This window comes from Mycetohabitans sp. B46 (genome assembly GCF_037389205.1).
In the GTDB taxonomy this organism is placed as follows: Bacteria; Pseudomonadota; Gammaproteobacteria; order Burkholderiales; family Burkholderiaceae; genus Mycetohabitans.
Map to the genome: position 1 here is coordinate 184,974 of NZ_JADBGL010000005.1, position 25,577 is coordinate 210,550.

The following is a 25,577-nucleotide window of genomic DNA, read 5'->3' on the forward strand; positions in this document are numbered from 1 at the left end:
GGCTATTCATTGTGCAAGCCATCCTCCCTGCGGACTGCCGATATTCAGCTTGCCACCGACATGCTGCACCGTATTGTTCAGAGGAATCCGGTAAGCAATATCGATATTGAGCGTCCACGGCGAATTGCTGTCCGGTCTGAAATCAATTGAGACCAGCGTGCCCCGGGGCTCGTAGGTTTGAATCGCGTCACTGATCATCTGACGAATTTCAGTGCGCAGCCCATCGCTGATGTTCTCAAACACAAAGGTTTGCAAATCACACCCATAGCCTGCGCGCATCACCCGTTCGTACGGTTGCGTACTAAACAGTACCTGCAAACTTTCTTTGATATTGTCCGCATCGCATGACATCATCACTTGCGCTGCCTTTGGCTTGCCGGAGACACATTCGAACTGCACCGGAAACTTCCAGCCGCATCCAAGCTGATTCTGAGGTCCGTTCGCCATCCTGTCCTCCCTTCATACGATTAACCCAAGTTGACCTGGCCGCCTTTGAGGTCAGCCTTGGCTGAACCCTGCAGCGAAAGCGTTTGCGATTTGGCGCTTAGGGAGGTCCCACCCATCTTCATCTCGGATTGACCATTTTTGAGGGTGAGACCTTCTTTGGCTTCCGCCGTGATTTTTTTTGCATCGAGCGCGAACGCCTCTTCGCCATGCAAGCGCAGGCTTGCCTTGGACAGTACCAGTGTCGTCTTCTGTGCTTCCAACGTAAGCGAGCCACCGTCCTTGACGTCAAAAAGCCATTGGAACTGTGTCTTGCCGTCTTTCGCCAAAACCAAGCCCTTTTGCTCGTTTTTCTCGCTCGGCTCGAACGGTGCCTTGTTTTTCGGGTTATGCACAGCACTGACGATCACTGGAAAGCGCGGATCGTCACTCAGAAACGCCAGCATCACCTCGTCATCGGCTTCCGGATACAAGCATAAGCCGCTGCCCTTGCTGGCATAGGCCATGCCGGGCCGCACCCAGATCGGCGGCTCCTGCCCTGGCGTGCCTCCCAGGCCCGGCACACGCACCGCCATACATCCCCAACCAGTCGGGTCCTTTTCGCGACCAGGCTTCACAACCACACCGGGTGTCATACCTTGAACCCTTGGCATCAAGGGCGCATCGATCTCAGGCGCCTGAAGGCCGATCACGGCGTTAGGCCGGCCCGTCGTCACGATCGTCTTACCTTGGCCGGCACCGATCCATTGGTGCCGCACTTCGGCAATTAGCCCTTTGCCGTCGAAAGTGCCATAGCCTGACAACTCCAGAGTTTGTCCAGGTGCCAGTTTAGCCGTTGCTTCACTCCAATCCACCGTAAACTCCGCCTGGGTACCCGCCAGTTGGCAACCTAGCAAGCGGGCATCCGCGAAAGATTGCGCTTCCGTCTCGCTAAGCGGCAAGCCTGAGTTAATTGTCCAGTGCATCGCATCGGACACAGCATAGGTGAGCGGCTTGAATACGCCCGATCCGACTGTCGGAGATTTCGCCTTCACAGACCGGCTTTTCTGCTGCGTGACATCCCAATAATTCACGCTCAATTGGCTCGGTAGTCTTCGGCTATCACGCCGGTACTTCATCTCACGCAACTCGATCCCAGCATTCTGTTTCGCCGCTTTCAAGACGAGGCCTTTGGGCGCTTGTCCAATATCCGGTTTGAGAATCGACACCGATTGTTCGGGGGCACCGATCAACCAGACCGGATACGCGCTAATCCGGCTCATCAACCAGGCCCAGTCCGAGCAAGACCATTGGATCAGCTGTGCGTGCGAAACCGTCATGCCATCCATTTTCTCCACCTTGATGCCGTGCTCCTTGAATAGCTTTTGCAGAGCCTGGGCATCGGTGCCTTTTTGGGTCAACACCTGACTGCGGTGGCTGTTGGCCATTTTTTGCAGCTCATGGACCACTTCGAGCTGGCACGTTAGTTGCCGATGCACATAGCTTGGGTTCAGTGGCCTGGCAACCATCCCATCAAAAATCGGAACGCGCGTGCCCGTATCATCCGTGTAGCTGATCTTGACGGCATGAGCTGGCTGCCATGCTTTGTCTATCTGGCTTAACGATGCCCAGCTGTTGGCTGAATCTTCTATATCCACTCGGCACGTTAGCCGGGCCATTGGAATCCGGTTGACCGCATACTGAACTTCCGCTTCAATCACCGTTAAACCGAGCTTAGACAGCGGCTGGCCTTGCACCTGGATGTCAAATTTTTTACTTGTAAAGGGAAGCACCGTCACGCCTCCCTAGAGCCAGGCACACGCAAAAATTGGCCGGGTGTCAAGGCCTCCAGGCTATCCAGATCATTTTCACGGGCGTACGAGAGATAATCGCTCGCCGTCGTTTGGCTCGGCACAGACCACGCTCCCTCGGCAATATGAGCCAATGCGGCACCATCTGGAACGGGCCCGCCCTCGTACAACATACTGGCTTGCTGCGTACTACCACCGCTACCGCCTTGGCCGCCTTGCTGCGACACGTTACCGCCGCTGCCACCCTTGCCTCCCATATCCAGCTCCAACTCTTCAAGGAAGTGGACCGAGAGATTGGCACGTTGAGGCGCGCCACTGCGGTCAAAGAGCGAACATGTCACCGTCATGTTCGTCATCCAGCCGGTAAACTTCATTTGCCCCGCCCAGCCAAAATGGCCCCATTCGACTTTAACAATGTTGGGCGTACGCACCGCACCGTTGATCCTAAAAAACGTGATGTACAAACTAGTCAACTGCTCATCGACGCTTGTTTTGCTGTCTGGCAAACTGCTGTCTAGGATCAACTCCACCGCCAGTGTGCTGGGTGTCACCGCGCCAAATTTGACGCGGGTATTGGAGCTGTCGGCCAGTGACTCTTCCCGAAAAGTCGCGCCATACCCAATCGTCAATGACTCGGGGTTATACAAAACTTCGAAGGGCCCAGCCAAATTTTTGAGCGCTCCCCCCTTGTCCAGCAAATAAGGCGTCATTTTCAATTTTTGCAGCGACTGATCGCTCCCGCTCATACGCTACCTCCGTGGACATCACTGTGCCATTCATCACGCAACCGTTCCATAACTTGTCGCACAATCGCATCCACCCAGCGCGCCTCACACTGCGCTGCTTCCCAAGGAGGTATGGGCGACGCAGCCGTACCCAGTGCGGTCACCGGCACACTCCGTGTCCCTCCTGGTGTACCGATGTGCGCCTCAATGATTAATTCATGAATTTCGATCATGCCACCAATCCCATCCACTGCACATCCCGGCAAGCAAGCTCCATCGTATTAAGCAAGACGGTGTTGCTATTGGCATCGAGTTCACCCCATTGCAGCTTCACGGGTAACGCATCCATGCAAATCCAACTGCACAGCGGCAACGACGACGAATCGAGCAACAAGATGGCCACCACCAGGTATCGGCTTTTAAATTGACGCATCGTGTCGATGAACATTGTCGTCAACGGCGATAATGTCGTGACACCACGCTCCAAAACAATGTTTTCCTGTGTAAGTTCCTTTGGCAAGTGAATCTGATTAATAGGATCACCGCCTTGATGAAACATCTGTGTTTGGATCGTCCGGCCCAATCCGCTAATGCGTTGAAAACGGAAATCAACGACCGTTGGCAGTACATTGAGCGCTTGCAGATTACCCGTAAATCGCCAATTCTTCTTAGCAAAGATTTGGACTAGAAACCGGTGGCTATGCGCGTAAAAATCACCGGTGATCGGCGCCTTAGCCATCGCCTCAGCGGTTGATAATATTGCACTGCTCATGATATTGCTTTCTCCGTCGATTCTGTTAGCACAGCATCGCTGCTCGTTTGAAACAATACACGCAACTCGACAAATTCCGCCGGATATTGCATCGCAAGCTTCGCGATTAAAATTAACCGGCCCGATCGCATATCTTCTGTAGTCATGCTCTCGCCAAGTCCTAACAAGACCTGGAACGCATCGCTTTCTTCTGCCCCAACCAGTCCTCCCGCGAGCCATAGATCGCGTAGCCAGGCACGCGCCAAGCTTTTGAACGTCGTCCACGTAATCGGGGTATTCGGCTCGAACATCGTATAACGGCCAATGTCCGTTAATGTGGCCTCGATGTAGGTCAGCGTGCGCCGTACCTGAACGTAGCGCCACCGATCCGGTAACGGTGGGGCGACCAACGTGCGGCAGCCCCATACACGCACCCTGCGCCCGACAAAGCTTCGAATCAGATTAATGCTGATGTTATTTTCATCGAATAACGGCGGCGTAGAGAGCAATACATCGCGCCAACTCCGATAGTTAGGCCGGACCACTTGGGCTAATTCAACATTGGCCGGTGCCTTCCAAATACCACGATCGCGGTCGGTTTTAGCGATCGCCGCAACGACAGCACCTGAGGATGGAACGACGATTTGGCGTCGAATAGGCTGAAGGCCGTCATCGTAATCAACGTAATAGTTCGTTTGCAGACGTGGCCAATACACCGCGCCGCGCGCGCGCTGTGCCTCATCCATTAATTCCAGCCCATTCAGACACTGACGCACAAGTTGCGGATTGTCCGGTGCATCGAGCACGACAAAAACCTGCCGATTAGATTGAGTTGTGCTTAATAGCTTCCGCCACACCGACGTCCAACGTACTGCGTCTTCCTGCTGTACCTGCTGATCACTCAACCGATCGCTGTCGCTTGCCTGATAGTACCGGGGTGCCGATAACATCACCATATCGGGCACCGCTAGCAGCGTTGCATCTAGCGCCTGCTCAAGAAAATGATTCCAGTCAATTCTGGTGATGCAATCGGCAATGTCTTGCCGTGCGTAATAGTCGTCTCCTTCTGGCAAATTCGCATAGCTTCCCAATGAAACACCATAGCATGCACCACCACCGTTATCGAAATAATGCCTCACGGTGTAATAAAAAGCGGCTTCCTGCGTCAACGGGATCAATGGATTGCCAGATAACGGAAAACCACCAAAAATCCGCGTAAAATCCTCGAATGTATTCAGCAGGACGGGGGATTTTGGGCACTTTAATTCGTCATCTTGTGATTCCGGATCTTTTTCTGTATAGCCAGCAAACAACGGCACCGTCGTATCGGTCGGTGTCGTCGAACGGGCTTCCTCTTGAAAATTAAAACTGACACCAGGTTGTTCGTGATGCACTGTTCGAACTCCAAAATTCGTAAAAATCAACGCATCTCAACGCCTCCAAACGACACTCAGTGTGCCAAACTCAAGCGCTCATTCGTCCTGCTGTTTCTGTGAAAACTGCAAGATAATGAATTCGGCCGGGCGCACCGCAGCCATCCCCACCTTAACGATCATTTTGCCCGCGCGGATATCGGCATCGGTCATCGTCACATTCTTGCCCACTTGCACGAAATATGCCTCTTCCGGCTTCGCGCCTTGCAAGCCGCCGTTGCGCCATATCGTATGCAGGTAAGCATCAATAGCCGCACGAACTTTTTCCCATGTCGGCTGACTGTTCGGTTCGAACACGACTTGCCTCATTGCGGCCTTAATATCCCGTTCAGCCGCATTAAATAAGCGTCGCACTGGGATGTACCGCCAACGCTTATCAGGATTGTCGTCGGTACCGTTTTGCGTCCGGCTCCCCCAGACCACATAAGCTTGTTGATTTGTAAAATATCGGATTGCGTTGATGCCTGCTGGATTCAGTTTTTCCTGGTCCTCATCGGTCACCATCACCGGCTTAGGCGCATCCTGGAGTACTTGCTGGGGTGTGGGACAAGGCCACACTGTCCCTTTTACTGACGACAAGGTCACATTCGCCGGGGCCTTCCATACGCCACGTAATGCATCGGTACGCGCATAGACGCCCGCCATGACTCCACTTGCACGAAGAGGAATGGCTGACAACGCCCTAATCTTTCCGATCAGCTCTCCTTTATCTCTCTGTTCCGCCTCATTTTTTGGCGTATACTCAATTAATGATTTAAGTGTTGTCGGCAAGGGCGAGGTGGCAGGGGAAAAACTATTAAACTTTCCGCTTAATTTAATTTTACTATCATCCGGTATCGTCATCTGATAGCTCATCTGCAATGCAGGATAGTAAATCGCAACCTGCTCCTTATTGCCGAAATCAACATTCTTTACATTGTCAAGATTGCTGTCCGTCAGCACAAAATAGCCGAGGTTTTTTTGTGGATCGATCAAGTTTTTGAAGGTACTTTTAACGTTTTCCGGCTCCGACGGTTGATTTCCACAATAGCACAGCAGCGAAATGTCAGGGTAGGCCAGAATCGCACTTTCAATATCGGCTTGTAGCGTTGCTGGCTGAATTGGCAAAATATAGCATGGCCCACCGCCATTTTCAAAATACGCCCGTACCGATACGGCGCTGGCGGAGTCGGGCACAACGACGCACGTACCTTTAATGGTGTCGTTATCCACTTGAAGCGCGGCCTCCTTTAAATCAAGCGTGCTATCAAACTGCTTAGTAAATTCGGCCCAATTATTTACTCTGACGCAGGCTACAGGGTCGGTGCCCTCTGGTATTGAAGTTGGAGGATCACCTTTATTCTTTCCAGGCTTAAAAAACTGCCCAACAAACACTGGAATGGCCGTTGCACCAGACAGCACACTCAGCGACAACGAATGGTCTTCTTCGATGTACACGCCAGGAACTTTATAAGATCCGCCCATCACTACCCTCACTATTTATACATTTCTTAATTTTCTAGTGCATCCTATCCGCTCGACCGCCCATTCGTATTACACAGCGTGCATGTCCTGAGTGAAGCGCAGAATAATGAACTCCGCAGGAAATACGGGCGCCATACCAACTTGGACAATCATTTTGCCTTCATCGATCTCGGCCTGCGTCATCGTCACTCCCAGACCTAACCGCACAAAGTACGCCTCCTCCGGTTTCGTGCCCATAAGCCCGCCCGCCTTCCAAATACCATACAGATATGCATCGATTGCCGTCCGCACCTTCTCCCACGTCGGCTGGTTATTCGGTTCGAACACCGCAAACGCCATCGCCCGTTTGATATCTTTTTCCGCCGCACTGAATAGCCGCCGCACCGGCACGTATCGCCAACGCTCCTTCTCGCTGTCGTCCGCCAGCGTGCGTGCACCCCACACCAATGACACGCCTGTCTGAAAGCAGCGAATGATGTTCAGGGGTTTGGTATATTGATTGTAGATTCCCTGAGTTGCATCGGATACGACAAACTTCGGCACGACCCCGCCTCGTAACGGAACGTTGGCTGGTGCCTTCCACACGCCCCGGTCACGGTCAACAGAGCAGTATGCACCAGCGACCGCCGCACTCACTGGGATATCCTTTATGACCTGCGCATCTTTCCCTTTATCCGTCGTGACATACGTTGCCCAGCTTGCCTGCAATGGGGGATAGTACGCAGCAGCATACGAACTACTAGGATAATCCTTTGTCATGCTTTTACTGGGATCCGTATCAAGCTTGACGGAGGGACCGTCCAGAATCGCAAAGCGTGATTTGCCCTCTGCACATAAACCTGTACCTGGCGTAAAGACCGCGTCTGCCAATTTGGGTACCCCCGCTTGAACAATTAACGTCACGTCATCCAACTCGGGTACAGTCTTGATTAAGGTGTCGGTAGTATCCCCTTTTCCGTTCGTCGGACACACATAGCAATAGCCACCGCCATTGTCAAAATAAGTTTTTAACGCAACATAAAGTGAATAATCGACTAGATGTTTCGTAAGAGGATTTTTTGGATCTTTTGCCTCATTATCGACCGCGGTTTGAACATTGGACAAACTCATGAACGCCATCCACGAATCGATACGGGTCGGTGCCGAGATTAATTCTTGGTTAATCGCTTTATTTTTATCTTTACTTGGATCGCCAGGGTCATACGCTATCACCGGCACCGCGGTCGCCCCGCTGGTGATCGCCAAGGACAGACCCTGCTCTTCTTCGACATAGACACCCGGCCAATCGTAAGCCATGTTCTCACCTCAATCAGGATAGGCACTGGCGGCATGTGCCGCTGATCGCGCTTTCAGTGGAATGTCAACGTCAATCGATCGGCTACGAGCGTCAACTCCTCGATCGACACCTCATTGCTTGTCGCATCAAAGCTTGGTCCCGATAATTTGCTCGGGAATGCATCCGTCACATTCCACGTCACCAGCAACGCGGTACCCGCTTCGTCGGTCAGGCTAATTGAGAGATCCCGTTTGTCGATCAGATTTTTAGATATCTTGCTAATCCATTCATATAGCTCGTTTTTACCCTTAATCACGCCCCGACGCAATGTGATGTTTAACTCACTGCGCTGCCCGGGCATCCGGTACACATGCCCTGCTCCATCCTTATAGGTGATCGTCTCAAATCCCAAATCCAGCCCCGAGACATTGCTAAACGCCATCTCGTCTTTGCCAAGCGTCACTTTGAACCGGTAAACCGGAATCGGATAATCTGCTGCGATTTGATCTGCCGTGGTTGCCATAACCTCTCCTTTATTGTTTATTAGGAAACCTTGCGTCCCGATTGCATCATGAGCCCGTTCCGTTTGAATGGTACGTATTGCGTATCATTGGACACGACGCTTACCGTGCCGCTCAGTGAGATCTTGATCCGCTGACAGACGCGCACAATTCATTGGCGATAGTACGTCACTTCATTGAGAGCATGGATTGACCGGCTAAGCAAGTCGAATTTCAACGCTGCAAATATCGATACCCGGCCGCGGCTGAGCAAACGATACAGGCCAATTCAGTGTTGTCATCTTCGTATCCTTTTTATGCTTCTGGATTTTGACAATTCACCCGGTTCGCGCTGGACCCTTACCTCTGACTCGGTTCCTGCGCCAGCACCGCCCGAGTGGCTTCGTTCGCAGTCGGCAGTGTATTGCCGTGGCTAAAAGCTTAGCTCAGTGTGAGAAATAGTTTAGTACAATTTATTCCTGTAATAGATGGGAGAGGAGGCCTCAGTTGTTCGGACAGTTTTCGTGATTTTTAAGTAGAAAAGCCAGGGCAATCATGCTGCTGATTTGATCGCAGGCTGATGGAATTGCCGATAGAGCGCCGAGTGTGGCGGACTGATCCATACGCTCTTTCAGGTAAACTTTCTCGTACTTGATGCTGCGCTACACTCGTTCGACGAACACATTGTCGCACCACCTTCTTTTGCCCTCTATTGCCACTGGGATGCGCCGCCCCAGCATGGCCTCGATGAACGCGTTCGCTGTAAACTAGCTGTCTTGGTCCGTGCTCATAATTTTGGGCTGCTCGTAGCGCGCGAACGCTTCTTCAAGCACCTCGACAGCGTGCGTTGCTTCCAGCGTGATGGCGACCCGGTGCGCGGGTACCTTGCGGCTGGCCTAGTCCACCACCGCTGTTAGGTACGCGAAGCCACACACACATAGGAACATAGACCTGACGCAGATCCCCGGAATCGGACCGTATCTGGCCGTACGCCTAGTTGCCGAATGCGGTGCCCATTTGAGTCGCTGCCAACGACCCAGCGCCTCACCTGGTGGCTAACATTGTCACCGCACTGCAAGATCAGCGGCAGCAAGGTATTGTCGTCCCATACGCGCAAGATAACCAACCGCGTGGCTGCACTGCTGCAGCTGGCTGCCGCCACTATTGACAAGTCCAATACGGCGCTCGGGACGTTTTATCGTCGTTTAGCAGCATATCGGTAAGGCGAAGGCGATAACGGCACCGCCCAGAAGATTGCGGTGCTGCTCTACAACACGATGCGTTTCGGCATGACGTACGCAAACCCCGAAGCAGGTCATGACGGACAGCGTGACAGGGAGCGGGTCATCAAACAATTACATCGGCGAGCGGCGGAATTCGGCGCCTCATCGCAACCTGATCAAGGCGTCTCTTAGAAATCTTTCTTGCCTTCTTGCTCATTTCCTCGAAGCCTGTCCGATTTAATAAAGCCACTTCTGGGTGATTTTACTAAACTTTGGACAAAGGCCGGGCCATCTTGTTCTCCTCCTAGCTCGTCGCGTTCATAGCAATAAAGGGTGCGCGACATCCCCACTAAGCGGCACACACGCGCCAGACTCACAGTGAAATGCTGCCTTAAGTGATCGATTAACCTGCGACGCTTGTGTGTGCTGAGGTTCTGCGCTCGAAGAGCCTCGCTCAGCACTTCACTATCGCGCTCAAGCGATTTCACACGCTGGCGCAATCGTGCGTTTTCCCGCGTCAGTGCAGTGATACGCTCAAATACAGATACACTCAGACCGTCATAACTTTTTCTCAATTGATAAAGCGTCGTTGCACTGATACCCCATCGGCAACAAATCTGAGGCACCGCCTCACCCTCACGGAGTGCTTGTAACACCGCTATGATCTCATTTGCATTGAGCTTATGGTTTCTCACGTCATGTTATTCCTATCATTGAACAGCATGAGTAAATGAACTGCAGCCCACAACTACCTATCCTATCGCAGGCTATTTGCTATTGAAATAAAGATCGATTCATTTCTATATAAATAAATCATACTACACTAACATCTCATTTTGTCACACAAAAATTATTGAGGGAATGCAGGCGATTGCGTCGACTGCTTCGCACATGCTGCATACTTGAATGAATGCTTGCTGTGATTTAGATAAAGTCCTCATGATGATTAAATAAATGGCGTGGGAATGAAGTAGTTTTTAGATAGATAGGTAATCTATGCCCTAGTTCGCTATCACATTGATATTGGGATTGGCCATCACGGTGGCCTTACCCGAAACGGGCGGATGGGGTTGTGGAACAGGGGGCGTACCAGGTATTTGTGCCGGAACCGTGATGGTACATAGAATGTCCCAGCTGGGCGCGATAATGACAGGCAGTGGGCTCTTTGTTCGCTTGGCGGTTTCGGCCTGCGTGACCGTCAAAATAGCGACGCCTGGAATGGAGGCCGATGCCGTCTGATAGCTAGCGGTCACGATGATTTTCTTTTCATCACCAAGCTGACAAACCGGCCGCCCTTTCACCTTGGCAAAGCCGCTTCCCGACAGGGGTCGTGGAGGAATCGGGGGCATGAATAGTACATCCTGAATCTGAGCCGGAAAAACCAGCATGGCGCCCGTCACGACGATCAGCTTGCCCATCAATGATCTCCATTGCCTTCAGCTAAAAATCGGCCGCTCCACTACCAAGTCCCACGAAACCTAATGCGTATTATGATGCACTTTGAAAGATAGGCGCGGCATGAACGAGCATGAGCATGGTAAAGACAACGAAATGCAAGCCGATGAGCGTTTCAGTCAAACGCTCGTAGTCACGAGCGAATCTTCGAAAGCGATTGAGCGATCTAAACCCGCACTCGACGACCCAGCGACGCTGGCAGCAGGATAAAACCCTTCGCTCCATCTGCGTCAAATATGGAACAACGAAGCTCCATTTTTTGTCCGGCACATCGCTCTGATAGGATCAGCGTTCTCCATCTCGATTCGACTCTGAGCCTTGCTGAAAGTGCATAAAACATTTTAATTCATACTAGCCCATCCTAACTCGTCTAGTCAACGCTTTTCAAAAGCTAGCTCTTCCACATATCATGTGAAGCTTCGAGTCACGAGCTAGCCATGACTGTTACGGTTAGCCGTGGCTGTTACGCGAAGCTGCTCGCACAGTGGGCCAGATCGAGATCCTTGTATTAGACGTCTTGTCATGGCTCCGACGTTCGATCAGGCACGGCGCGATTTCTGGCACGATCTTGAGCCAAACGTACCGGTCGTGCCGACCTGCCCGTCCGACACCGAGCACGTGTTAATGGCTCTCCGTATTGAACGCATGGCGACCGTCCCATCGTCTGCCGTCCCAAACCGGCGATCCATACCCGTATTCGTCCTATTTTCCTTACTCGATAATCGTTTGAAGCCGGGCCAGCGCGTCCTCGACCCCTTCGGCTGATGCGCGTTCGCCTTGCGTGCGCCGCGCGCTTCTAAGTCAAGCATCCGCACCATATTCACCAGGGCCACCCCTAAGGCGTTAAACGCGGCGGGAGAAAGCACGAGCGCCGAGCGAAAATCGCCTTGCTGCTCACGCCCGACAGTCGGCTTCAGGCTCACACCAGCTTCAACTCCGGCTTCGGCTCGACACAGCGTGCACGCATAACGCTACCGCATCCGGACTATCTGATACCGCACGCTGTGATAGCATCATGTTGTTTTCTTCATTCCCCGTTCTCCGGTCGAGACCCGCCATGCGCGTGCTCCTGTTCCCAGTGCCTTTGCGACGTCGCCGCGCCATGCGTGCGGCGGCAGCAGCGCGCGCGATCCGAACGGACCGACCCGGTATCGACCTGCTCCGATACATCGCCACGACACCGCTTTCATTAGCCCGGCACTCGCACTGAGCGGCTCCTTGTTTCAGCCGCTGCCTGGGCGGGTACCGGGCGCACCCAACCATTTGATTTGTCGTTGCGTTGGAGAAACGAGATGAAGACCTGCTATTTGACAGAAACCGATGTCGGTCGACTTGAGCGCCATGCGGCACAAGCGAGCCCGCAATCCGGCTATCAGGCAATGCTCGATGCCCTGCTCGAGCGCGCGGCGGTGGTCGAGGCCACCGATATCGACCCGAGCGTCGTTACGATGAATTCGACTGTGACGCTGTCGAATCCGTCGTCCGGCGAACGCATGACGTGGACCGTCGTCTACCCGCCGAACGCCGATTTCTCACAGGGACGGTTGAACGTGTTCTCGCCGGTCGGCCTCGCGCTGCTCGGCGCGACGCCGGGTGACGAGTTGCACGTGACGCCCCCCAGCGGGGCACCACAGACGCTCAAGGTCGAGCAGATCGTGTTCCAGCCCGAGGCGGCGGGGGACTATCGGCTTTGACCCGCGGCCGCCCCGGCCCGGCGGCGCAGCCGCGCCGTTGGGCGTGGCCGTGCCGTTGAGTGTGGCCGTGCAAACGCCCCGCGGTCAGCCGCCGAGGTACGCGCTCTTGACGCGTTCGTTGGCCAACAGATTCGCACCCGTATCGGCCAGCATCACGCTGCCGGTTTCCAATACGTAGCCACGATCGGCCACCTGCAGCGCCTTGTTCGCGCTCTGCTCGACCAGAAACACCGTCACGCCCGCGTCGCGAATCGCGCGAATGATATCGAAGATCTGCGCGATCACCCGTGGCGCAAGCCCGAGTGTAGGCTCATCCAGCAACAGCAGCCGGGGCCGGCTCATCAGCGCGCGCCCGATGGCCAGCATCTGCTGCTCGCCACCCAACATCGTGCCCGCGCGCTAGTGCATGCGACGCTCCAGTTGCGGAAAGAGCTTATACACGTTGCCCGTAGCGTGCCGCATACGGTCATCATCAGCGTTGTCTTACCCGCCCCGTTGCAGCCAATCAGCGTGACAATCTCGCCGCGCCGGAACTCCAGCGAGCCCTCCGAGAGCGCCTTGATTGCGCCGTAGTGCGTGTGCACCTGCTCCAGTCTGAGCATCACGCCTCTCCTAGATAGGCCTTGATCACGCGCTCGTCATTGCACACTTCGTCCGGGCGGCCGGTCACGATCGGTCGGCCGTGTTCCATCACCAGGATGCGGTCCGATACGTTCATGACCAGCCCCATGTCGTGCTCAATGAGTAGGACCGCCACGCCGAACTCCCGGCGCAATCCGTCTATGAGCTGTTGCAACTCGATCTTCTCTTGCGGGTTGAGCCCCGCAGCCGACTCATCGAGCATCAGCAAGCGCGGCCCGGTGATCATGCAGCGCGCGATCTCCAGGCGCCGCTGGTGCCCGTATGACAATGTGCCCGCAGCCCGGTTGGCCACCGCGCTCAATCCGCTCACAGTGCCACACACCGCGCTCATCGTGGGCAAGCGGGCCACCACGCATTGGGCACTCGCCCATTCGCTGCAGGAAAAGACCCGGCGGTGCGGATCGAGGCCGCCGCTGCGGGCGGCAACGCCCGCCCATCTTCGTGCGATAATCCGGCCGCGTTTGCCTGCTCGCCCCCTCGCCCGTATGCCCAAGCCCGTCAAAAGACGAAAGAACATCGAATGTCCGCCCATCGGCGCGCTGATGCGCTATCGACAGCGGATCGTGCGCGTCGTCGCCGAAGCTCGCGGACAGCGCGCGATGATCGAATCGATCGATGAAACGGGGCGGACGCTGACAAGCACGGTCAAATGGATCAACCTGTCCAGCCTGGACAGGCAGCTGTTTTGACATCGAGCGCAGGTCAACATGCCTGCGCACGGCGCGGCGTCATGCGGCGTTCACCGCGTCCTTGAACGCCTTGCCGGGGATGAATTTGACGGTCTTGGCCGCGTCGATCTGCATGGGCGCCCCCGTTGCCGGATTGCGGCCGATACGCGCCGCCCGGGCGCTCGCGCCGAACGTGCCAAATCCGATCAATTGCACGGCTTCGCCGTTGGCCACCGTCGTGGTCACGGTGCAGATGATCGCATCGATCGTATCGGCGATCGCGGTCTTGCTGGTGCCGGTCGCCGCTGCGGCCGCATCGATGAGTTCCTGTTTGTTCATGATTCTCCTTCAAATGATGCCGCAGGCTCGCCGCCCTGGCGATGAACAGACAGGCAGTCAAAGCCATACGTTCCATTGTCGACGCACAACGGTAACATTTCCCTGGTCCCCTGGTCACCACACATAGATAGATTAAGCGCGCGCTGGACAACGCACGCAGCCGCTGCATAGCGGTAATCCATATTATGCGGCGCCAGGTCAAGCACACACGCGCTCTCCTTGCCCATCCGAACTTGCACGACTGCGTGTAGGATCGAGCGCCGCCCGTCCGACAGCGGCCCCGCGTTGGCTAGGATGTTGGCGGTGCGCCATGGCGCGGGCAGTCCCGTCAGCGGCGCCGCGCCGATGCGTGGATCGACATGCCGAAGCGCCGTGTCGCTGAACGACGCAAAGCCGAGCCGCTCGATGCACAACGACAGGAGCGGGCAAGCAAGCCGGTTTATGGCATGTCCGTATGCAGCGACGTGCAGTGTGCTAACGTAGCGCGGTCGCCGCCGATCAATAAGTTTCCACATGCAGACGTCCTTCACGCCTGAGATCGGCCCACACCTGTTGCCAATCCAATCCATGGCGCTGTGCAACGTCCCTGAGCGCGAGCAGCACCCCTTCTTCCATTCCCTTCAGACCGCACACATAGACGTGGGTATTGGGGTCCACCAACCATGGCCCCACGTCGGCCGCTCGTTCGCGCAGTGCATCCTGCACGTACCGCTTCGGCCGTCCCGGCACGCGAGAAAACGCGAGGTCGGCATCGATGAAGTCCTTCGGCAGTTTCGTCAGTAGTCCAAAATACGGCAATTTTTGCGACGTGCGCGCGTCAAAGAACAGCATCAACCGGCCGCGTGCGCCATCACCTCGATGTCGGCGGCGATATCCGGTCATCGCGCGCATCGGCGCGGCGCCCATGCCGGTGCAGATCATCAACAAGCGTGAACCGGGATGGTTCGGCATCAGGAACGTACTGCCGAACGGACCGATCACCGCAACCCGGTCACCTTTGTGCAGGTCGCACAAGTAATTCGAACACACGCCGAGGGCAGGGTTGCCCTCGTGGTCGCAAGTCACACGCTTGACCGTGAGCGATACATTGTTGCAACCGCGTCGCTCTCCGTCGCGCGGGTTGGCCAGCAAATATCGCCGCGCGTGGTGCGGCCTGCCGTTGGGCGCGACGCCCGGCGGCACGACACCGACCGATTGGCCTTCGAGTACGGGGAAAAGCGTCGTGCCAAAGTCCAGCACGATGTGATGGATGTCGCTGGCGGCGGACTCGTCCGTCAAGCGATAATTGTCCGCGACGATTGCCGTAGCGGGCGCATCGCACGTATACAAGTTCACATGTGGTCTAGTCGCCGACCCCGGCGGCACGCTGGCGCCCCGCAGCACGTCGCTGCTGCTGGCCGCCAAATGCTCCAGCCGGTGCAGGGCGCTCGCGACGCCCACGCCGGCACCCTGCTGGTCGGGCGACTCTCGAGGCGGGAGTTCGCCCCAAGCAAACTGGGCGTCGATACTGTTCGCATCAGCCTCGTGCACTTGGCGCCAATTGTCGATCGCGCCGGTCGGACACGGCGGCACACACGCCATGCAGCCATTGCAGACCTGCGCGTTCACAACGTAGTTGTTCGCATCGTGCGTGTTGCAACGGATGCAGACCTGCGGATCGATCAAGTGTTGATTCAGCATAGCCATTGGCGCCGGCGCATTCCAGCGGTCAATTGAACCTGACATATTGGAAGTCGATGGGCTGCCGGTTAATGCCCATCGCCGACGGCGCGATTCAGTTTGCAAACCGGCCCGGCTCGACCACGCGGCCCATTAGCGAGGCCACGAACGCGCGATCTTCCGGCGTCGGCAACCAACTCGCCTCGTTGGCGGCCCATTCGGCTTCGTCGATCACCCGGCCGTCCGGCGACACGCGCACGCCGGCAAACGAGCCGATCCTGCGGTTGAATGCCTTGTGCGGCACGCTCAGCTTCGATTCGATGCCCGCCTTCTCCAACACCTTGTTCCAACGGTTAACGCCGGCCATCGAGTCCTTGATATAGTCGTCACGCAGCACTTCGTTCATCGCGTTGAGCATCGGCACTTCGCGCTCGACCAGTTGACCATCGCGCACGTCGAGCAGCCGGTAGCGCTGTGTATCCAGCCGATGATCGTCGTCCCGCTTGCGCTCCTCAAAACGCCCCTTCAGGCCTAATGAGTAGAACGTCGCGGCATTGGATGAGTGGTCTGCGCCGAACAAGTCGATGGTCACCGAGTAATGGAAATTCAGGTAGCGCTGGATCGTCGGCAAGTCGATCACGCCCGCCGCCCGCAGCGCACTCACCTCCTCTGTGCGCAACGCGTTCATTACCTGGGCGGTGCGCTGGATCACTCGCGACACGCCAGACTCACCGACGAACATATGGTGCGCTTCCTCCATCAGCATAAAGCGGGTAGTGCGGGCCAGCGGATCGAAGCCCGATTCGGCCAGCGCCGACAGTTGAAACTTGCCGTCGCGATCGGTGAAGTACGTGAACATGAAAAAAGCTAGCCAGTCCGGCATGCGTTCGTTGAACGCGCCAAGGATGCGCGGATTATTTTCGTCGCCGGAGCGGCGCTCCAACAGCGCCTGCGCTTCCTCGCGGCCGTCGCGGCCAAAATAGCGGTGCAGCAGGTACACCATCGCCCACAGGTGCCGGCCTTCCTCGACGTTGGCCTGAAACAGGTTGCGCAAATCGTACAGCGACGGTATATGCACTATATTGCTTGACAACAGCATGCTCAACGACTAGTTTCACCCCCATCGTACTGAATGATAACCGTGGCCAGCCACCGGCATCGCATCACGGCGGCATACCGACGCCGCTGACCGACGCCCGCAACGCTACCCCGGAGACCCGCATGTCGCCACAAGACTTTCACCGCATGATCGCGCGTGTAACGGAACCGTTGGCCGGACGTGAACTTGACGGCGCGCTGGCCGACTGGCTCAATGCCCGCTGGTCGCCAGAGAGCACCGAATACCGCGAGCTGGCGCAAGCCTGTCGGGCCGGTGTCGCAAAGGGTTGGATGTGCAACCGCGAACACGCGGGCATCCGTTATGGCCGGATTTTCAAACCCGACGCCAGCATTGGCGGCTTCTCCGTCGACATGGCCGACGTGGCCGGCCCACATCACGTCCATTCGCACGGCGAGATCGACTTAATCACGCCGAACACAACGTTTGACGACCACGCTGCCGGCTGGTGCGTCTACGATCCCGGCAGCGCACATCAGCCAACGGTCTCGAATGGCCGCGCGCTGGTGATGTATCTGCTACCCCACGGCGCAATCGAATTCTCCCCCGCCTGATCGACATACCAGGCTGCGCGGCATGCGCGGCGGTCCACCGCTCGCGCACCTGCCGTGCATGTGCTTGCGCGCTAGTGTGTCATGGCTCCCTTGCGCGTCATTGTCGGAGGAAAAATGCAAGCCTTAATGGAGTCACACGCTGGCGCGACGATTGCGGCCAGCTCGCCGCCGGCCCAGTTTAACTTCGCCACGCATCTGTTCGAGTTGAATCGCCAGCGCGCACAGCGACTGGCCTACATCGACGACGCCGGGACACTGACTTATGGAGCGTTGCAGGAGCATGCATGCCGCTTCGCGAGCATCATGCGCGCGCGAGGGGTGCGGCCGGAAGAGCGGATTTTGCTGGTGATGCTGGACACCGTCGAGTTGCCAATTGCATTCCTCGGCGCGCTTTATGCCGGTGTGGTACCGGTCATTGCCAACACACTGCTCGGCCCAAGCGAATACGCGTACATGATCGCGCACAGCCGCGCACGCATCGTGATTGCTTCCGCGTCACTGCTGCCCGCCGTCTTGCCAGCACTGGATCAGGCACAGGCCGACTCATGCGAGCTAATTGTCAGCGGCGTCAACCAAGGTGCGATGCCAGCGTCTCACCACGATACTGCGCCCACGTTGCAACACTTGCTGGACACCGCAATGCCCATGGCCGAGCCGATCCGCAGTAGCCGCGACGACATCGCGTTTTGGCTCTATTCGTCCGGTTCGACCGGCAAGCCAAAGGGTGCCGTGCATACCCACGCGAACCTGTACTGGACCGCGGAACTGTATGGCAAGTCGGTGCTGGCCATCAGCGAACATGACGTCGTGTTCTCGGCGGCCAAGCTGTTCTTCGCCTACGGATTGGGCAACGCGCTGACGTTTCCGCTCTCGGTCGGCGCGACCACTGTGCTGATGGCCGAACGCCCCAGCGCCAAAGCGGTGTTCGCACGGCTCGTACGGCATCGCGCCACGATCTTCTACGGCGTGCCCACGCTGTACGCGAGCATGCTTGCCTGTGCGCGCCTGCCTTCGCGCGAGCAGGTTGCGCTGCGCATCTGCACGTCCGCCGGCGAAGCGCTGCCCAAGGCGGTCGGCGAGCGATTCAGCGCGCACTTCGGCTGTGAGATCCTCGATGGTATCGGCTCGACGGAAATGCTGCATATTTTCCTGTCGAATCGGCCAGGCGACGTCGAGTATGGCACCACCGGCAAGCCGGTGCCCGGCTACGAGGTCGAACTACGCGACGAAACCGGCGCGCCTGTCGCGGACGGCGAGATCGGCGACCTGTTCATCAAGGGCCCCAGCGCGGCGCTGATGTACTGGTGCAACCGCGAGCAGTCCCGTACGACGTTTCTCGGCGATTGGTTGCGCAGCGGCGACAAATTCCGCCGCCAGTCCAATGGCCGCTATGTGTACGCGGGTCGCAGCGACGACATGCTCAAGGTCAGCGGCCAGTACGTCTCGCCGGTCGAGGTCGAGGCGTTACTGGTACATCATGCCGCGGTGCTGGAGGCTGCCGTCGTCGGCGCCGAGCGCGACGGTTTGCTGAAGGCGCGCGCGTTCGTCGTGCTCAAAGCTCACGTGACTGCCTCGGATGCGCTGGCCAATGAGATCCGGGCATTCGTCAAGCAACGGCTCCCGCCGCACAAGTCTCCGCGCGAAATCGTATTCGTCCACGAGTTGCCAAAGACCGCAACAGGTAAAATCCAACGCTTCAAGTTGCGAGCACAATCCTGAGATCTCCATGCATCATTGCGCAAGCCCCGCGAAGGCGCACACTGCCGGGGCCGGCACACCAGGCCAAATAACCGGCGATGGCGGGCTGGCGACGCTGCCCGCCGGCACGGCGCTGGGCATCGACGCGAGCGAGCGCGGATGTGGCTCATTAGGCACAGCGACGGGGGCTCAATCGCGTTGCTATATGCCAGCGCATTTCCTAGCACGCTGGCCGGTGCGGTCGTCATCGCGCCGCATGTGAGGGTCGAGCAGGTATCGGTAGACAAGATTCAATGCCATCTGCTAGCGATCCAAGGCTACGACGACGAGTACGGCACGATGGCGCAGATTGATATGATCCAGCACACGTCCGTCACGCGCGACTGGTCAAGCTGCCCGCCTGCGGCCATTCGCCGCACTGGGACGCACCGGCCGACCTCAATCGGGTAATCGCGGACTTTGTCTGCACCGTGACATAAGCAACGCGCTCGGGCACTTGATTTCGCCCAACCCTACACTTGAGCGCTCTTCGCCCATGCCAAAGATTTGCAGCGTATCGCGTAGAAACGCCGCCAGTGCCTTTAAGTCCCACGCCACAATCTTCAACACGTAATCAATGTCTCCTATTACCGAGAAGCACTCCTGTATCTGCGCGAGTTCGGCGATCAGTTCGCGAAATCGCGCCATGTTGCGGATAGCCCCGCGCTCCATCGTCAAATGGACGAATGCGACGACGCCAATGCCCAACTGTGGTGCGGCAAAGCGGGCCTTGTACCGCCTGATCACGCCGAGTTCGCCCGGGTACCGATGGCGACGCAGCATCTGCGTCAGCGATAGCCGGATCGTCTTAGCCGGTTCAAAGCTTGATACACGCGCCTGTTCCTGTAGTACGCTCAAAAACTGGCGGATCATACGATCGAGTTCGAGTAGCTACACTTTGATTCCCGGTTCTTTGCAAAACACGTAACTTTATAGCAAGGGTTTGCCTCGGCAGATTGCATAATGCTATTTTCCGGCATAATCGATAAACTTAGCGTGTACTCAAGGGCCGCATGGCCGGCCGACAACCCCCATCGACACGGCATCGCGCCTAATTCCACAAGGATAGAGGGACACATGGCAGTAGCAGACAATACCGATACCGCACTCAAGCGCGGACTAAAAAACAGGCATATCCAATTGATCGCGTTGGGCGGCGCCATCGGCACCGGTCTGTTCCTGGGCATCGCGCAGACGATTCAAATGGCAGGACCGTCAGTATTGCTCGGCTACGCATTGGCCGGCGGCATTGCTTTTTTGATCATGCGGCAACTCGGTGAGATGGTGGTCGACGAGCCGGTCGCCGGCTCGTTCAGTTACTTCGCCGACAAGTACTGTGGCCGCTTCGCCGGCTTCTTGTCCGGTTGGAACTACTGGGTACTGTATATCCTCGTGGGCATGGCCGAATTGTCGGCCGTCGGTATTTATATCCAATATTGGTGGCCCGGCGTGCCGACGTGGGCCTCGGCGCTGGTGTTCTTCGTGCTAGTTAACGCGATCAACCTAGGCAGCGTGAAATCCTACGGTGAGATGGAATTCTGGTTCTCGATTGTCAAGGTGGCGGCGATCGCCGGCATGATCGTATTCGGCGCCTACCTGCTATTGTCCGGCTCGGCGGGCCCGCAAGCAAGCATTGCCAACCTGTGGCAACACGGTGGCTTTTTCCCGAACGGCGCCAATGGTTTGGCGATGTCGATGGCGGTGATCATGTTCTCGTTTGGCGGCCTGGAATTGATCGGCATCACGGCCGCCGAGGCCGAAGATCCGCACAGCAGTATCCCGCGAGCCATCAACCAGGTCGTCTACCGGATCCTGATTTTCTATGTCGGCGCGCTCGCCATCCTGCTGTCACTCTATCCATGGCAGCATGTCGCCAGCGGCGGCAGCCCGTTCGTGCTGATCTTCCGCGCGATGAGCAGCAACGTGGTGGCCACCGTGCTCAACGTCGTGGTACTGACCGCCGCGCTGTCCGTTTATAACAGCGGGGTCTACAGCAACAGTCGGATGCTGTACGCGCTCGCACGGCAACGCAACGCGCCGCGCGTGCTCAGCGCGGTGAACCGGCGCGGCGTGCCGGTCGCCGCCCTCGCGGTATCGTCGGCAATCACCGGCGTGTGCGTGGTGATCAATTATGTGATGCCGGCTCGGGCGCTTGAACTGTTGATGGGGCTCGTAGTATCGGCGCTGCTGATCAACTGGGCCATGATCAGCATCATCCACCTGCGTTTCCGGCAGCACAAACGCAGGATCGGCCAGACAAGTTCCTTCGCCAGCGTCGGCCATCCGTTCACGAACTATCTGTGCCTGGCGTTCCTCGCCGCAATCCTGATCGTGATGTACCGCACGCCACCGTTGCGCCCGTCGGTCTATTTGATTCCTGTCTGGCTAGCGGTGTTGGCGGTAAGCTATCGCTTTCGCCAGTCGAGTGTGCCATTGGCGATATCCGGCGGGACCCCAAAATAGTAACACTTACCTTTTCAGGATAGGCCATGTTCGAGCACGTCGAAGCGTTTCCCGGTGATCCGATCCTATCGCTCAACGAGGATTTCCAGATTGATCCTCGGTCCGACAAGGTGAATTTGAGCATTGGCGTCTACTTCGACGCGCACGGCAAGCTGCCGGTGATGGCTGCCGTGCGTGATGCGGAGCATGCGCTGGCTGGCGAGATCGGGCCCCGTCCCTATCTGCCAATGTCGGGACTGCCCGCGTATCGCGACGCAGTACAGCAACTGGTGTTCGGCGACGCATGCGGCGCGCGCACCGGGCGGCGCATCGCGACGCTGCAGACGCTGGGCGGCTCGGGTGCGCTGAAGGTCGGCGCAGACTTTCTGCGACGCGCCTTCCCCGACGTGCAGGTGTGGCTCAGCGACCCCAGTTGGGAAAACCACCGCGTGGTGTTCGAACGCGCCGGCTTCACAGTGAACACCTATCCGTACTACGATGGCACCACCGGCGGCTTGCGCTTTGATGCGATGCTCGATGCGTTGCGCGCCATTCCGAAGCACCACATCGTGCTACTGCATGCGTGTTGCCATAACCCGACCGGCGTCGACCTGGACCACGATCAATGGCGTGAGGTCATCTCGCTCATCGAGCAAAACGCGTTGCTGCCGTTCGTCGATATGGCGTACCAGGGTTTTGGCACGGATTTGGACGATGACGCCTTCGCGGTGCGAGAACTGGCCGCGCGCGGCATATCATGCCTAGTCGCGAACTCGTTTTCGAAAAACTTCTCGCTGTATGGCGAGCGCTGCGGCGGCCTAAGCATCGTGTGTCGATCCGCCGACGAGGCAACGCGCGTACTCGGGCAGCTAACCGGCGCGATACGTGCTAACTATAGCAATCCGCCGACCTATGGTGCCAAGGTGGTGCACAAAGTGCTCTGCACGCCGGCGCTACGCGCGTCGTGGCAGTCCGAGCTCGCCTCGATGTGCAAGCGCATTGCCTCGATGCGCCGTGCGATCCACCAGCAGTTGCAGGGCCATATTGCCGACGATGCCTTGTCGCGCTATATCCGACAGCGCGGCATGTTTACCTATACCGGGCTGAGCGCCGCGCAGGTGGACCGGCTGCGCACCGAGCACGGCGTGTATTTGATTCGCTCCGGGCGGATGTGCGTCGCGGGTCTGAACGAGCAAAACGTCGGCGTGGTCGCCAACGCCATCGCAAGCGTGCTGCGCGCGTGACGGTGGGCCGACACTAGACCCGCACGGCTCACTCGCCCACTGAAAAAGGCGTCGCCCGCGTCACAGCCGACCCGCGATGAACATCGCCCATTCCTTTCAGTGAGTCGAACCAATATGATCAGTGCGGTTGCGCTCGGCGCACCCGTCGTCATAGTCCAGCGCGATCTGCACGAGCATGTCGTTGCCGTATGGCTTGTGATAGCCGGCACCATCTATGACGCTGGTAAAAGCCATTGTCGAACTGCATGCAAAAGCCCAGGCCGAACTCCGGCCGGTAACTGCGACTGCCCAGTAGCGCGGTGCTACACCACCGCCGGCCACGATCGTATCGGTGTTCTCAGCATGAGCCAGTGGCACGACAGGCAGCATGGCCAGCAATAATGCCAGAGAGAGCGGACGTTTGTACGCGGGTCGCAAAAGGTTGTGATGGAAACGATAGCCTAAGAGCGCATCGACTTTACCTCTGTTTTGAAGTTGTACAGATTATGTCCAAGCTTAACAGGTTGTCCTGGGCTGTCTGTGCACTATCATGGCACCGCCAAGCCGGATAGAATCGGCCAGTGCGACGCAAGAAAAACCATGGAAGACGTACCATTCAAACACAAGGCCCTGCTGGTCGAGGATAACGACCGGCTCACGCAGTGGGTGCGCGAGTACCTCGACAGCTACACATTCTCGTTCCATGGAGCCCGGCGCAAGAATGCCGCGCTGAATGCGCTGCGCGAGCACCGTCTCGCGCTGATGATCCTGGAGCTGATGCCGCCGAACCTGGACGATATGGCAGCGTGCCACCGCATCCGCAAACTGTCCAGCGTGCCGTGCTGATCTTGACCGCACGCGTGGACATCGACGATCAGATCGCCTCCAGCATCTCGCGAGTCAGGCGACGCTGCAAAGCTTTGTCGGAGCCGCGCAAGGTCAAGACCATCTGGAGACGCGGCGACCTATTCAGCCCGTCCGCGTGGGAGGAGTAAATGATTCGTTCGCTGATCCGTCTGTACTTGGCCGTCATCGTCGTCGCGGTCGCGGGCGTCGCTCTCGCATTGGTCGACGTGTTAGCCGTTCGCATTTTTCCCGAGCGCGCCGCGGCGCTACGCGCGTTGAGCAAGCATGGCACCGAGGGCTTCCGCTTCATGACATGGCAGGACGGCGAGCAGCTGCCCGACGCGCGGCAGGTGAACGAACTGCGTGCCAGCAAAATCGTGCTGAGCATGGATACCAAGCATGACGCCATGCCATTGCCGGACGGCATGATCGTGCACGCCAATCCGGATGAACTGACCAATCTGGACATTCAGATCTACGCATACGGGTTCATCGTGCTCGCCACGCTGCTGGCCGTCGGGGCATGGGTTCATTACCACTGGCGCGATCTGCGCAAGCTAGAAGCCGCCACCCGTGCATTCGGCGCAGGCAAGCTATCCACGCGGGCCCAAATATCCAGCAAGTCGAGCATCTATGAGCTGTCGCGACAATTCAACGAGATGGCCGAGCAGATCGAGGCCTCGATCCTGCAGCAGCGTGACATGATGTACGGTATTTCGCACGAGCTGAAGACGCCGCTGGCCAGACTCGAGTTTGGGCTGGCACTGCTTGCGTCGCCGGACTCGCCTGAGCGCCAACGCGAACGCTACGACGCGCTGCACGCTGACGTGCGGGAACTCGACGATCTGGTTACCGAATTGCTGACACTATGCCGTTTTGAGCAGCGGGCGTCGCACAAGACGCCGATGCGCGTGGCGGTCAGCGAGTTGCTCGATAGCGTCGCCGACAGCGTCGCACACGATGTCGGCGACCGAGGGCTGACGCTGTCGGTATCGACGCAGGGGGCGCCACAGCGGCACGTATGCGATCCGAAGCTGGTCACCCGCGCGTTATTAAACCTGGTCCGCAACAGCCTGCGCTATGCAGGCAGCACCATCACGCTAAGCGCGACGACTGACGCGCATGGCGCGCTGCAGCTTGCTGTCGAAGACGACGGCCCGGGCATCCCCGTCGAAGATCGACAACGAATATTTGAGCCGTTCTACCGGCCGCATGCCAGCCGCGACCGGCAAACTGGCGGCTTCGGCTTAGGACTGGCGATCGTGCGGCGCGTCGCGCTGCTGCACGGCGGCAGCGTATGGCACGAACAGGGTGAGCTTGGGGGCGCGCGCTTTGTCATGACATTGCCTGCGCTGCCGGGCGAGGAACCCCAACAATCGCTGACGGAGGCCCCTGCACCCGCCGCGGCGTGAAGCGGCCACCCCTACGGACGGCGCGTCCCCGGACTTTAGCGAAAGATCGACCAGTGGATAGGCCCTCTCGTAGCAAACGGCCACCATGTCGGCTACCTGCAGCAGGGCGTGATGCAAGGATGTGGCGACCACCTTGCCTTTAAAGGCTTGCTTTCATTTGGCCAGCATCTCGGGCCCCTTGTC

The 25,577-nt window shown here is 57.5% G+C and carries 25 protein-coding genes and 5 pseudogenes; 10 read left to right on the forward strand and 20 right to left on the reverse strand.

Features of this window, described 5'->3' with window-relative positions:
- Positions 1 to 6: 6 nt before the first annotated feature.
- The 11 genes and pseudogenes from IHE30_RS07540 to IHE30_RS07590 all read right to left on the reverse strand — a co-directional run.
- Positions 7 to 399 (reverse strand): GPW/gp25 family protein, encoded by a 393-nt coding sequence (locus IHE30_RS07540; protein ID WP_337689753.1) that lies wholly within the window; start codon positions 397 to 399, stop codon positions 7 to 9.
- A 68-nt stretch (positions 400 to 467) separates the two neighbouring features.
- Positions 468 to 2,216: a phage baseplate assembly protein V gene (locus tag IHE30_RS07545; RefSeq protein ID WP_337689754.1), complete on the reverse strand. Its 1,749-nt coding sequence runs from the start codon at positions 2,214 to 2,216 to the stop codon at positions 468 to 470.
- 2 nt (positions 2,217 to 2,218) lie between these two features.
- The gene (locus IHE30_RS07550; protein WP_337689755.1) at positions 2,219 to 2,980 is read right to left on the reverse strand and encodes a CIS tube protein; all 762 of its coding nucleotides are present in this window, start codon (positions 2,978 to 2,980) and stop codon (positions 2,219 to 2,221) included.
- A 208-nt stretch (positions 2,981 to 3,188) separates the two neighbouring features.
- Positions 3,189 to 3,698: a phage tail protein gene (locus IHE30_RS07555; RefSeq protein ID WP_337689756.1), complete on the reverse strand. Its 510-nt coding sequence runs from the start codon at positions 3,696 to 3,698 to the stop codon at positions 3,189 to 3,191.
- Positions 3,699 to 3,727: 29 nt separating this feature from the next.
- Positions 3,728 to 5,104 (reverse strand): phage tail sheath family protein, encoded by a 1,377-nt coding sequence (locus tag IHE30_RS07560; protein ID WP_337689757.1) that lies wholly within the window; start codon positions 5,102 to 5,104, stop codon positions 3,728 to 3,730.
- 78 nt (positions 5,105 to 5,182) lie between these two features.
- A complete protein-coding gene (locus IHE30_RS07565; RefSeq protein ID WP_337689758.1) occupies positions 5,183 to 6,607 on the reverse strand; it encodes a phage tail sheath family protein in 1,425 nt (474 codons plus the stop codon).
- Positions 6,608 to 6,676: 69 nt separating this feature from the next.
- Complete coding sequence (locus IHE30_RS07570; RefSeq protein WP_337689759.1) at positions 6,677 to 7,903, reverse strand: phage tail sheath family protein; 1,227 nt, start codon at positions 7,901 to 7,903, stop codon at positions 6,677 to 6,679.
- 53 nt (positions 7,904 to 7,956) lie between these two features.
- A complete protein-coding gene (locus tag IHE30_RS07575; protein WP_337689760.1) occupies positions 7,957 to 8,406 on the reverse strand; it encodes a phage tail protein in 450 nt (149 codons plus the stop codon).
- Positions 8,407 to 9,794: 1,388 nt separating this feature from the next.
- Positions 9,795 to 10,301 carry a transposase gene (locus IHE30_RS07580; RefSeq protein WP_337689761.1) on the reverse strand — a complete coding sequence of 169 codons (507 nt, stop codon included), beginning with the start codon at positions 10,299 to 10,301 and terminating at the stop codon, positions 9,795 to 9,797.
- Positions 10,302 to 10,607: 306 nt separating this feature from the next.
- Entirely contained in the window at positions 10,608 to 11,024 is a 417-nt protein-coding gene (locus IHE30_RS07585; RefSeq protein ID WP_337689762.1) for a hypothetical protein, read from the reverse strand.
- A gap of 70 nt (positions 11,025 to 11,094) precedes the next feature.
- Positions 11,095 to 11,287, reverse strand: a pseudogene (locus IHE30_RS07590) (transposase); the annotation flags it as partial.
- 296 nt (positions 11,288 to 11,583) lie between these two features.
- Between IHE30_RS07590 and IHE30_RS07595 the strand changes: the two are divergent.
- Positions 11,584 to 11,826, forward strand: coding sequence for a hypothetical protein (locus IHE30_RS07595; protein ID WP_337689817.1), 243 nt, complete (start codon positions 11,584 to 11,586; stop codon positions 11,824 to 11,826).
- Here IHE30_RS07595 and IHE30_RS07600 read toward each other — a convergent pair.
- A pseudogene (locus IHE30_RS07600) lies at positions 11,773 to 12,017 on the reverse strand (hypothetical protein). The gene IHE30_RS07595 and the pseudogene IHE30_RS07600 overlap by 54 nt on opposite strands.
- 336 nt (positions 12,018 to 12,353) lie before the next feature.
- Here IHE30_RS07600 and IHE30_RS07605 point away from each other — a divergent pair.
- Positions 12,354 to 12,755 carry a GreA/GreB family elongation factor gene (locus tag IHE30_RS07605; RefSeq protein ID WP_337689763.1) on the forward strand — a complete coding sequence of 134 codons (402 nt, stop codon included), beginning with the start codon at positions 12,354 to 12,356 and terminating at the stop codon, positions 12,753 to 12,755.
- 84 nt (positions 12,756 to 12,839) lie between these two features.
- Here the strand turns inward: IHE30_RS07605 and IHE30_RS07610 are convergent.
- Positions 12,840 to 13,357: pseudogene (locus IHE30_RS07610) on the reverse strand (ABC transporter ATP-binding protein).
- Positions 13,357 to 13,929, reverse strand: coding sequence for an ATP-binding cassette domain-containing protein (locus tag IHE30_RS07615; RefSeq protein WP_337689764.1), 573 nt, complete (start codon positions 13,927 to 13,929; stop codon positions 13,357 to 13,359). The pseudogene IHE30_RS07610 and the gene IHE30_RS07615 overlap by 1 nt, the downstream one beginning before the upstream one ends.
- Positions 13,930 to 13,939: 10 nt before the next feature.
- On the opposite strand from IHE30_RS07615, the gene IHE30_RS07620 reads away from it, so the two are divergent.
- On the forward strand, positions 13,940 to 14,086 hold the full coding sequence (locus IHE30_RS07620; RefSeq protein ID WP_337689765.1) for a hypothetical protein: 147 nt from the start codon (positions 13,940 to 13,942) through the stop codon (positions 14,084 to 14,086).
- Between the two features lie 39 nt (positions 14,087 to 14,125).
- Here IHE30_RS07620 and IHE30_RS07625 read toward each other — a convergent pair whose 3' ends face one another.
- The 4 genes and pseudogenes from IHE30_RS07625 to boxB all read right to left on the reverse strand — a co-directional run.
- Positions 14,126 to 14,404 (reverse strand): HU family DNA-binding protein, encoded by a 279-nt coding sequence (locus IHE30_RS07625; protein ID WP_337689766.1) that lies wholly within the window; start codon positions 14,402 to 14,404, stop codon positions 14,126 to 14,128.
- On the reverse strand, positions 14,401 to 14,919 hold the full coding sequence (locus IHE30_RS07630; protein ID WP_337689767.1) for a hypothetical protein: 519 nt from the start codon (positions 14,917 to 14,919) through the stop codon (positions 14,401 to 14,403). The genes IHE30_RS07625 and IHE30_RS07630 overlap by 4 nt, the downstream gene beginning before the upstream one ends.
- Complete coding sequence (boxA, locus tag IHE30_RS07635) at positions 14,903 to 16,129, reverse strand: benzoyl-CoA 2,3-epoxidase subunit BoxA (protein ID WP_337689768.1); 1,227 nt, start codon at positions 16,127 to 16,129, stop codon at positions 14,903 to 14,905. The genes IHE30_RS07630 and boxA overlap by 17 nt, the downstream gene beginning before the upstream one ends.
- Positions 16,113 to 17,132: pseudogene (gene boxB, locus IHE30_RS07640) on the reverse strand (benzoyl-CoA 2,3-epoxidase subunit BoxB); the annotation flags it as partial. The pseudogene boxB and the gene boxA, both read right to left, overlap by 17 nt.
- Positions 17,133 to 17,284: 152 nt before the next feature.
- Here boxB and IHE30_RS07645 point away from each other — a divergent pair.
- From IHE30_RS07645 to IHE30_RS07655, 3 genes and pseudogenes are all read left to right on the forward strand, one after another.
- On the forward strand, positions 17,285 to 17,734 hold the full coding sequence (locus tag IHE30_RS07645; protein ID WP_337689769.1) for a 4-hydroxylaminobenzoate lyase: 450 nt from the start codon (positions 17,285 to 17,287) through the stop codon (positions 17,732 to 17,734).
- Positions 17,735 to 17,848: 114 nt separating this feature from the next.
- A complete protein-coding gene (locus tag IHE30_RS07650; protein WP_337689770.1) occupies positions 17,849 to 19,453 on the forward strand; it encodes a benzoate-CoA ligase family protein in 1,605 nt (534 codons plus the stop codon).
- 123 nt (positions 19,454 to 19,576) lie between these two features.
- A pseudogene (locus IHE30_RS07655) lies at positions 19,577 to 19,911 on the forward strand (alpha/beta fold hydrolase); the annotation flags it as partial.
- Here IHE30_RS07655 and IHE30_RS07660 read toward each other — a convergent pair.
- Positions 19,871 to 20,344 (reverse strand): Lrp/AsnC family transcriptional regulator, encoded by a 474-nt coding sequence (locus IHE30_RS07660; RefSeq protein WP_337689771.1) that lies wholly within the window; start codon positions 20,342 to 20,344, stop codon positions 19,871 to 19,873. The pseudogene IHE30_RS07655 and the gene IHE30_RS07660 sit on opposite strands and share 41 nt — an antisense overlap.
- A 204-nt stretch (positions 20,345 to 20,548) precedes the next feature.
- On the opposite strand from IHE30_RS07660, the gene IHE30_RS07665 reads away from it, so the two are divergent.
- Together IHE30_RS07665 and IHE30_RS07670 are read left to right on the forward strand one after the other, a co-directional pair.
- Positions 20,549 to 21,934 carry an amino acid permease gene (locus IHE30_RS07665; protein WP_337689772.1) on the forward strand — a complete coding sequence of 462 codons (1,386 nt, stop codon included), beginning with the start codon at positions 20,549 to 20,551 and terminating at the stop codon, positions 21,932 to 21,934.
- A 26-nt stretch (positions 21,935 to 21,960) separates the two neighbouring features.
- On the forward strand, positions 21,961 to 23,157 hold the full coding sequence (locus IHE30_RS07670) for an amino acid aminotransferase (protein WP_337689773.1): 1,197 nt from the start codon (positions 21,961 to 21,963) through the stop codon (positions 23,155 to 23,157).
- A gap of 96 nt (positions 23,158 to 23,253) precedes the next feature.
- Here the strand turns inward: IHE30_RS07670 and IHE30_RS07675 are convergent, their stop codons facing one another.
- Positions 23,254 to 23,535 (reverse strand): hypothetical protein, encoded by a 282-nt coding sequence (locus tag IHE30_RS07675; RefSeq protein ID WP_337689774.1) that lies wholly within the window; start codon positions 23,533 to 23,535, stop codon positions 23,254 to 23,256.
- A gap of 201 nt (positions 23,536 to 23,736) precedes the next feature.
- Between IHE30_RS07675 and IHE30_RS15140 the strand changes: the two genes are divergently transcribed.
- Entirely contained in the window at positions 23,737 to 23,982 is a 246-nt protein-coding gene (locus IHE30_RS15140) for a response regulator (RefSeq protein ID WP_443193620.1), read from the forward strand.
- A gap of 149 nt (positions 23,983 to 24,131) precedes the next feature.
- Complete coding sequence (locus IHE30_RS07685) at positions 24,132 to 25,394, forward strand: ATP-binding protein (RefSeq protein WP_337689775.1); 1,263 nt, start codon at positions 24,132 to 24,134, stop codon at positions 25,392 to 25,394.
- Positions 25,395 to 25,577 lie beyond the last annotated feature (183 nt).

Coding starts and splice junctions, on each gene's coding strand:
- IHE30_RS07685 (WP_337689775.1), top strand. CDS start 24,132: ATGATTCGTTCGCTGATCCGTCTGTACTTGGCCGTCATCGTCGTCGCG.
- IHE30_RS07575 (WP_337689760.1), bottom strand. CDS start 8,406: ATGGCAACCACGGCAGATCAAATCGCAGCAGATTATCCGATTCCGGTT.
- IHE30_RS07665 (WP_337689772.1), top strand. CDS start 20,549: ATGGCAGTAGCAGACAATACCGATACCGCACTCAAGCGCGGACTAAAA.
- IHE30_RS07620 (WP_337689765.1), top strand. CDS start 13,940: ATGCGCTATCGACAGCGGATCGTGCGCGTCGTCGCCGAAGCTCGCGGA.
- IHE30_RS15140 (WP_443193620.1), top strand. CDS start 23,737: ATGGAAGACGTACCATTCAAACACAAGGCCCTGCTGGTCGAGGATAAC.
- IHE30_RS07650 (WP_337689770.1), top strand. CDS start 17,849: ATGCAAGCCTTAATGGAGTCACACGCTGGCGCGACGATTGCGGCCAGC.
- IHE30_RS07585 (WP_337689762.1), bottom strand. CDS start 11,024: ATGGGCAAGCTGATCGTCGTGACGGGCGCCATGCTGGTTTTTCCGGCT.
- IHE30_RS07645 (WP_337689769.1), top strand. CDS start 17,285: ATGTCGCCACAAGACTTTCACCGCATGATCGCGCGTGTAACGGAACCG.
- IHE30_RS07625 (WP_337689766.1), bottom strand. CDS start 14,404: ATGAACAAACAGGAACTCATCGATGCGGCCGCAGCGGCGACCGGCACC.
- IHE30_RS07605 (WP_337689763.1), top strand. CDS start 12,354: ATGAAGACCTGCTATTTGACAGAAACCGATGTCGGTCGACTTGAGCGC.
- IHE30_RS07630 (WP_337689767.1), bottom strand. CDS start 14,919: ATGTGGAAACTTATTGATCGGCGGCGACCGCGCTACGTTAGCACACTG.
- IHE30_RS07670 (WP_337689773.1), top strand. CDS start 21,961: ATGTTCGAGCACGTCGAAGCGTTTCCCGGTGATCCGATCCTATCGCTC.
- IHE30_RS07550 (WP_337689755.1), bottom strand. CDS start 2,980: ATGAGCGGGAGCGATCAGTCGCTGCAAAAATTGAAAATGACGCCTTAT.
- IHE30_RS07615 (WP_337689764.1), bottom strand. CDS start 13,929: ATGGGCGGACATTCGATGTTCTTTCGTCTTTTGACGGGCTTGGGCATA.
- boxA (WP_337689768.1), bottom strand. CDS start 16,129: ATGTCAGGTTCAATTGACCGCTGGAATGCGCCGGCGCCAATGGCTATG.
- IHE30_RS07555 (WP_337689756.1), bottom strand. CDS start 3,698: ATGGCTAAGGCGCCGATCACCGGTGATTTTTACGCGCATAGCCACCGG.
- IHE30_RS07565 (WP_337689758.1), bottom strand. CDS start 6,607: ATGGGCGGATCTTATAAAGTTCCTGGCGTGTACATCGAAGAAGACCAT.
- IHE30_RS07660 (WP_337689771.1), bottom strand. CDS start 20,344: ATGATCCGCCAGTTTTTGAGCGTACTACAGGAACAGGCGCGTGTATCA.
- IHE30_RS07570 (WP_337689759.1), bottom strand. CDS start 7,903: ATGGCTTACGATTGGCCGGGTGTCTATGTCGAAGAAGAGCAGGGTCTG.
- IHE30_RS07595 (WP_337689817.1), top strand. CDS start 11,584: ATGGCTCCGACGTTCGATCAGGCACGGCGCGATTTCTGGCACGATCTT.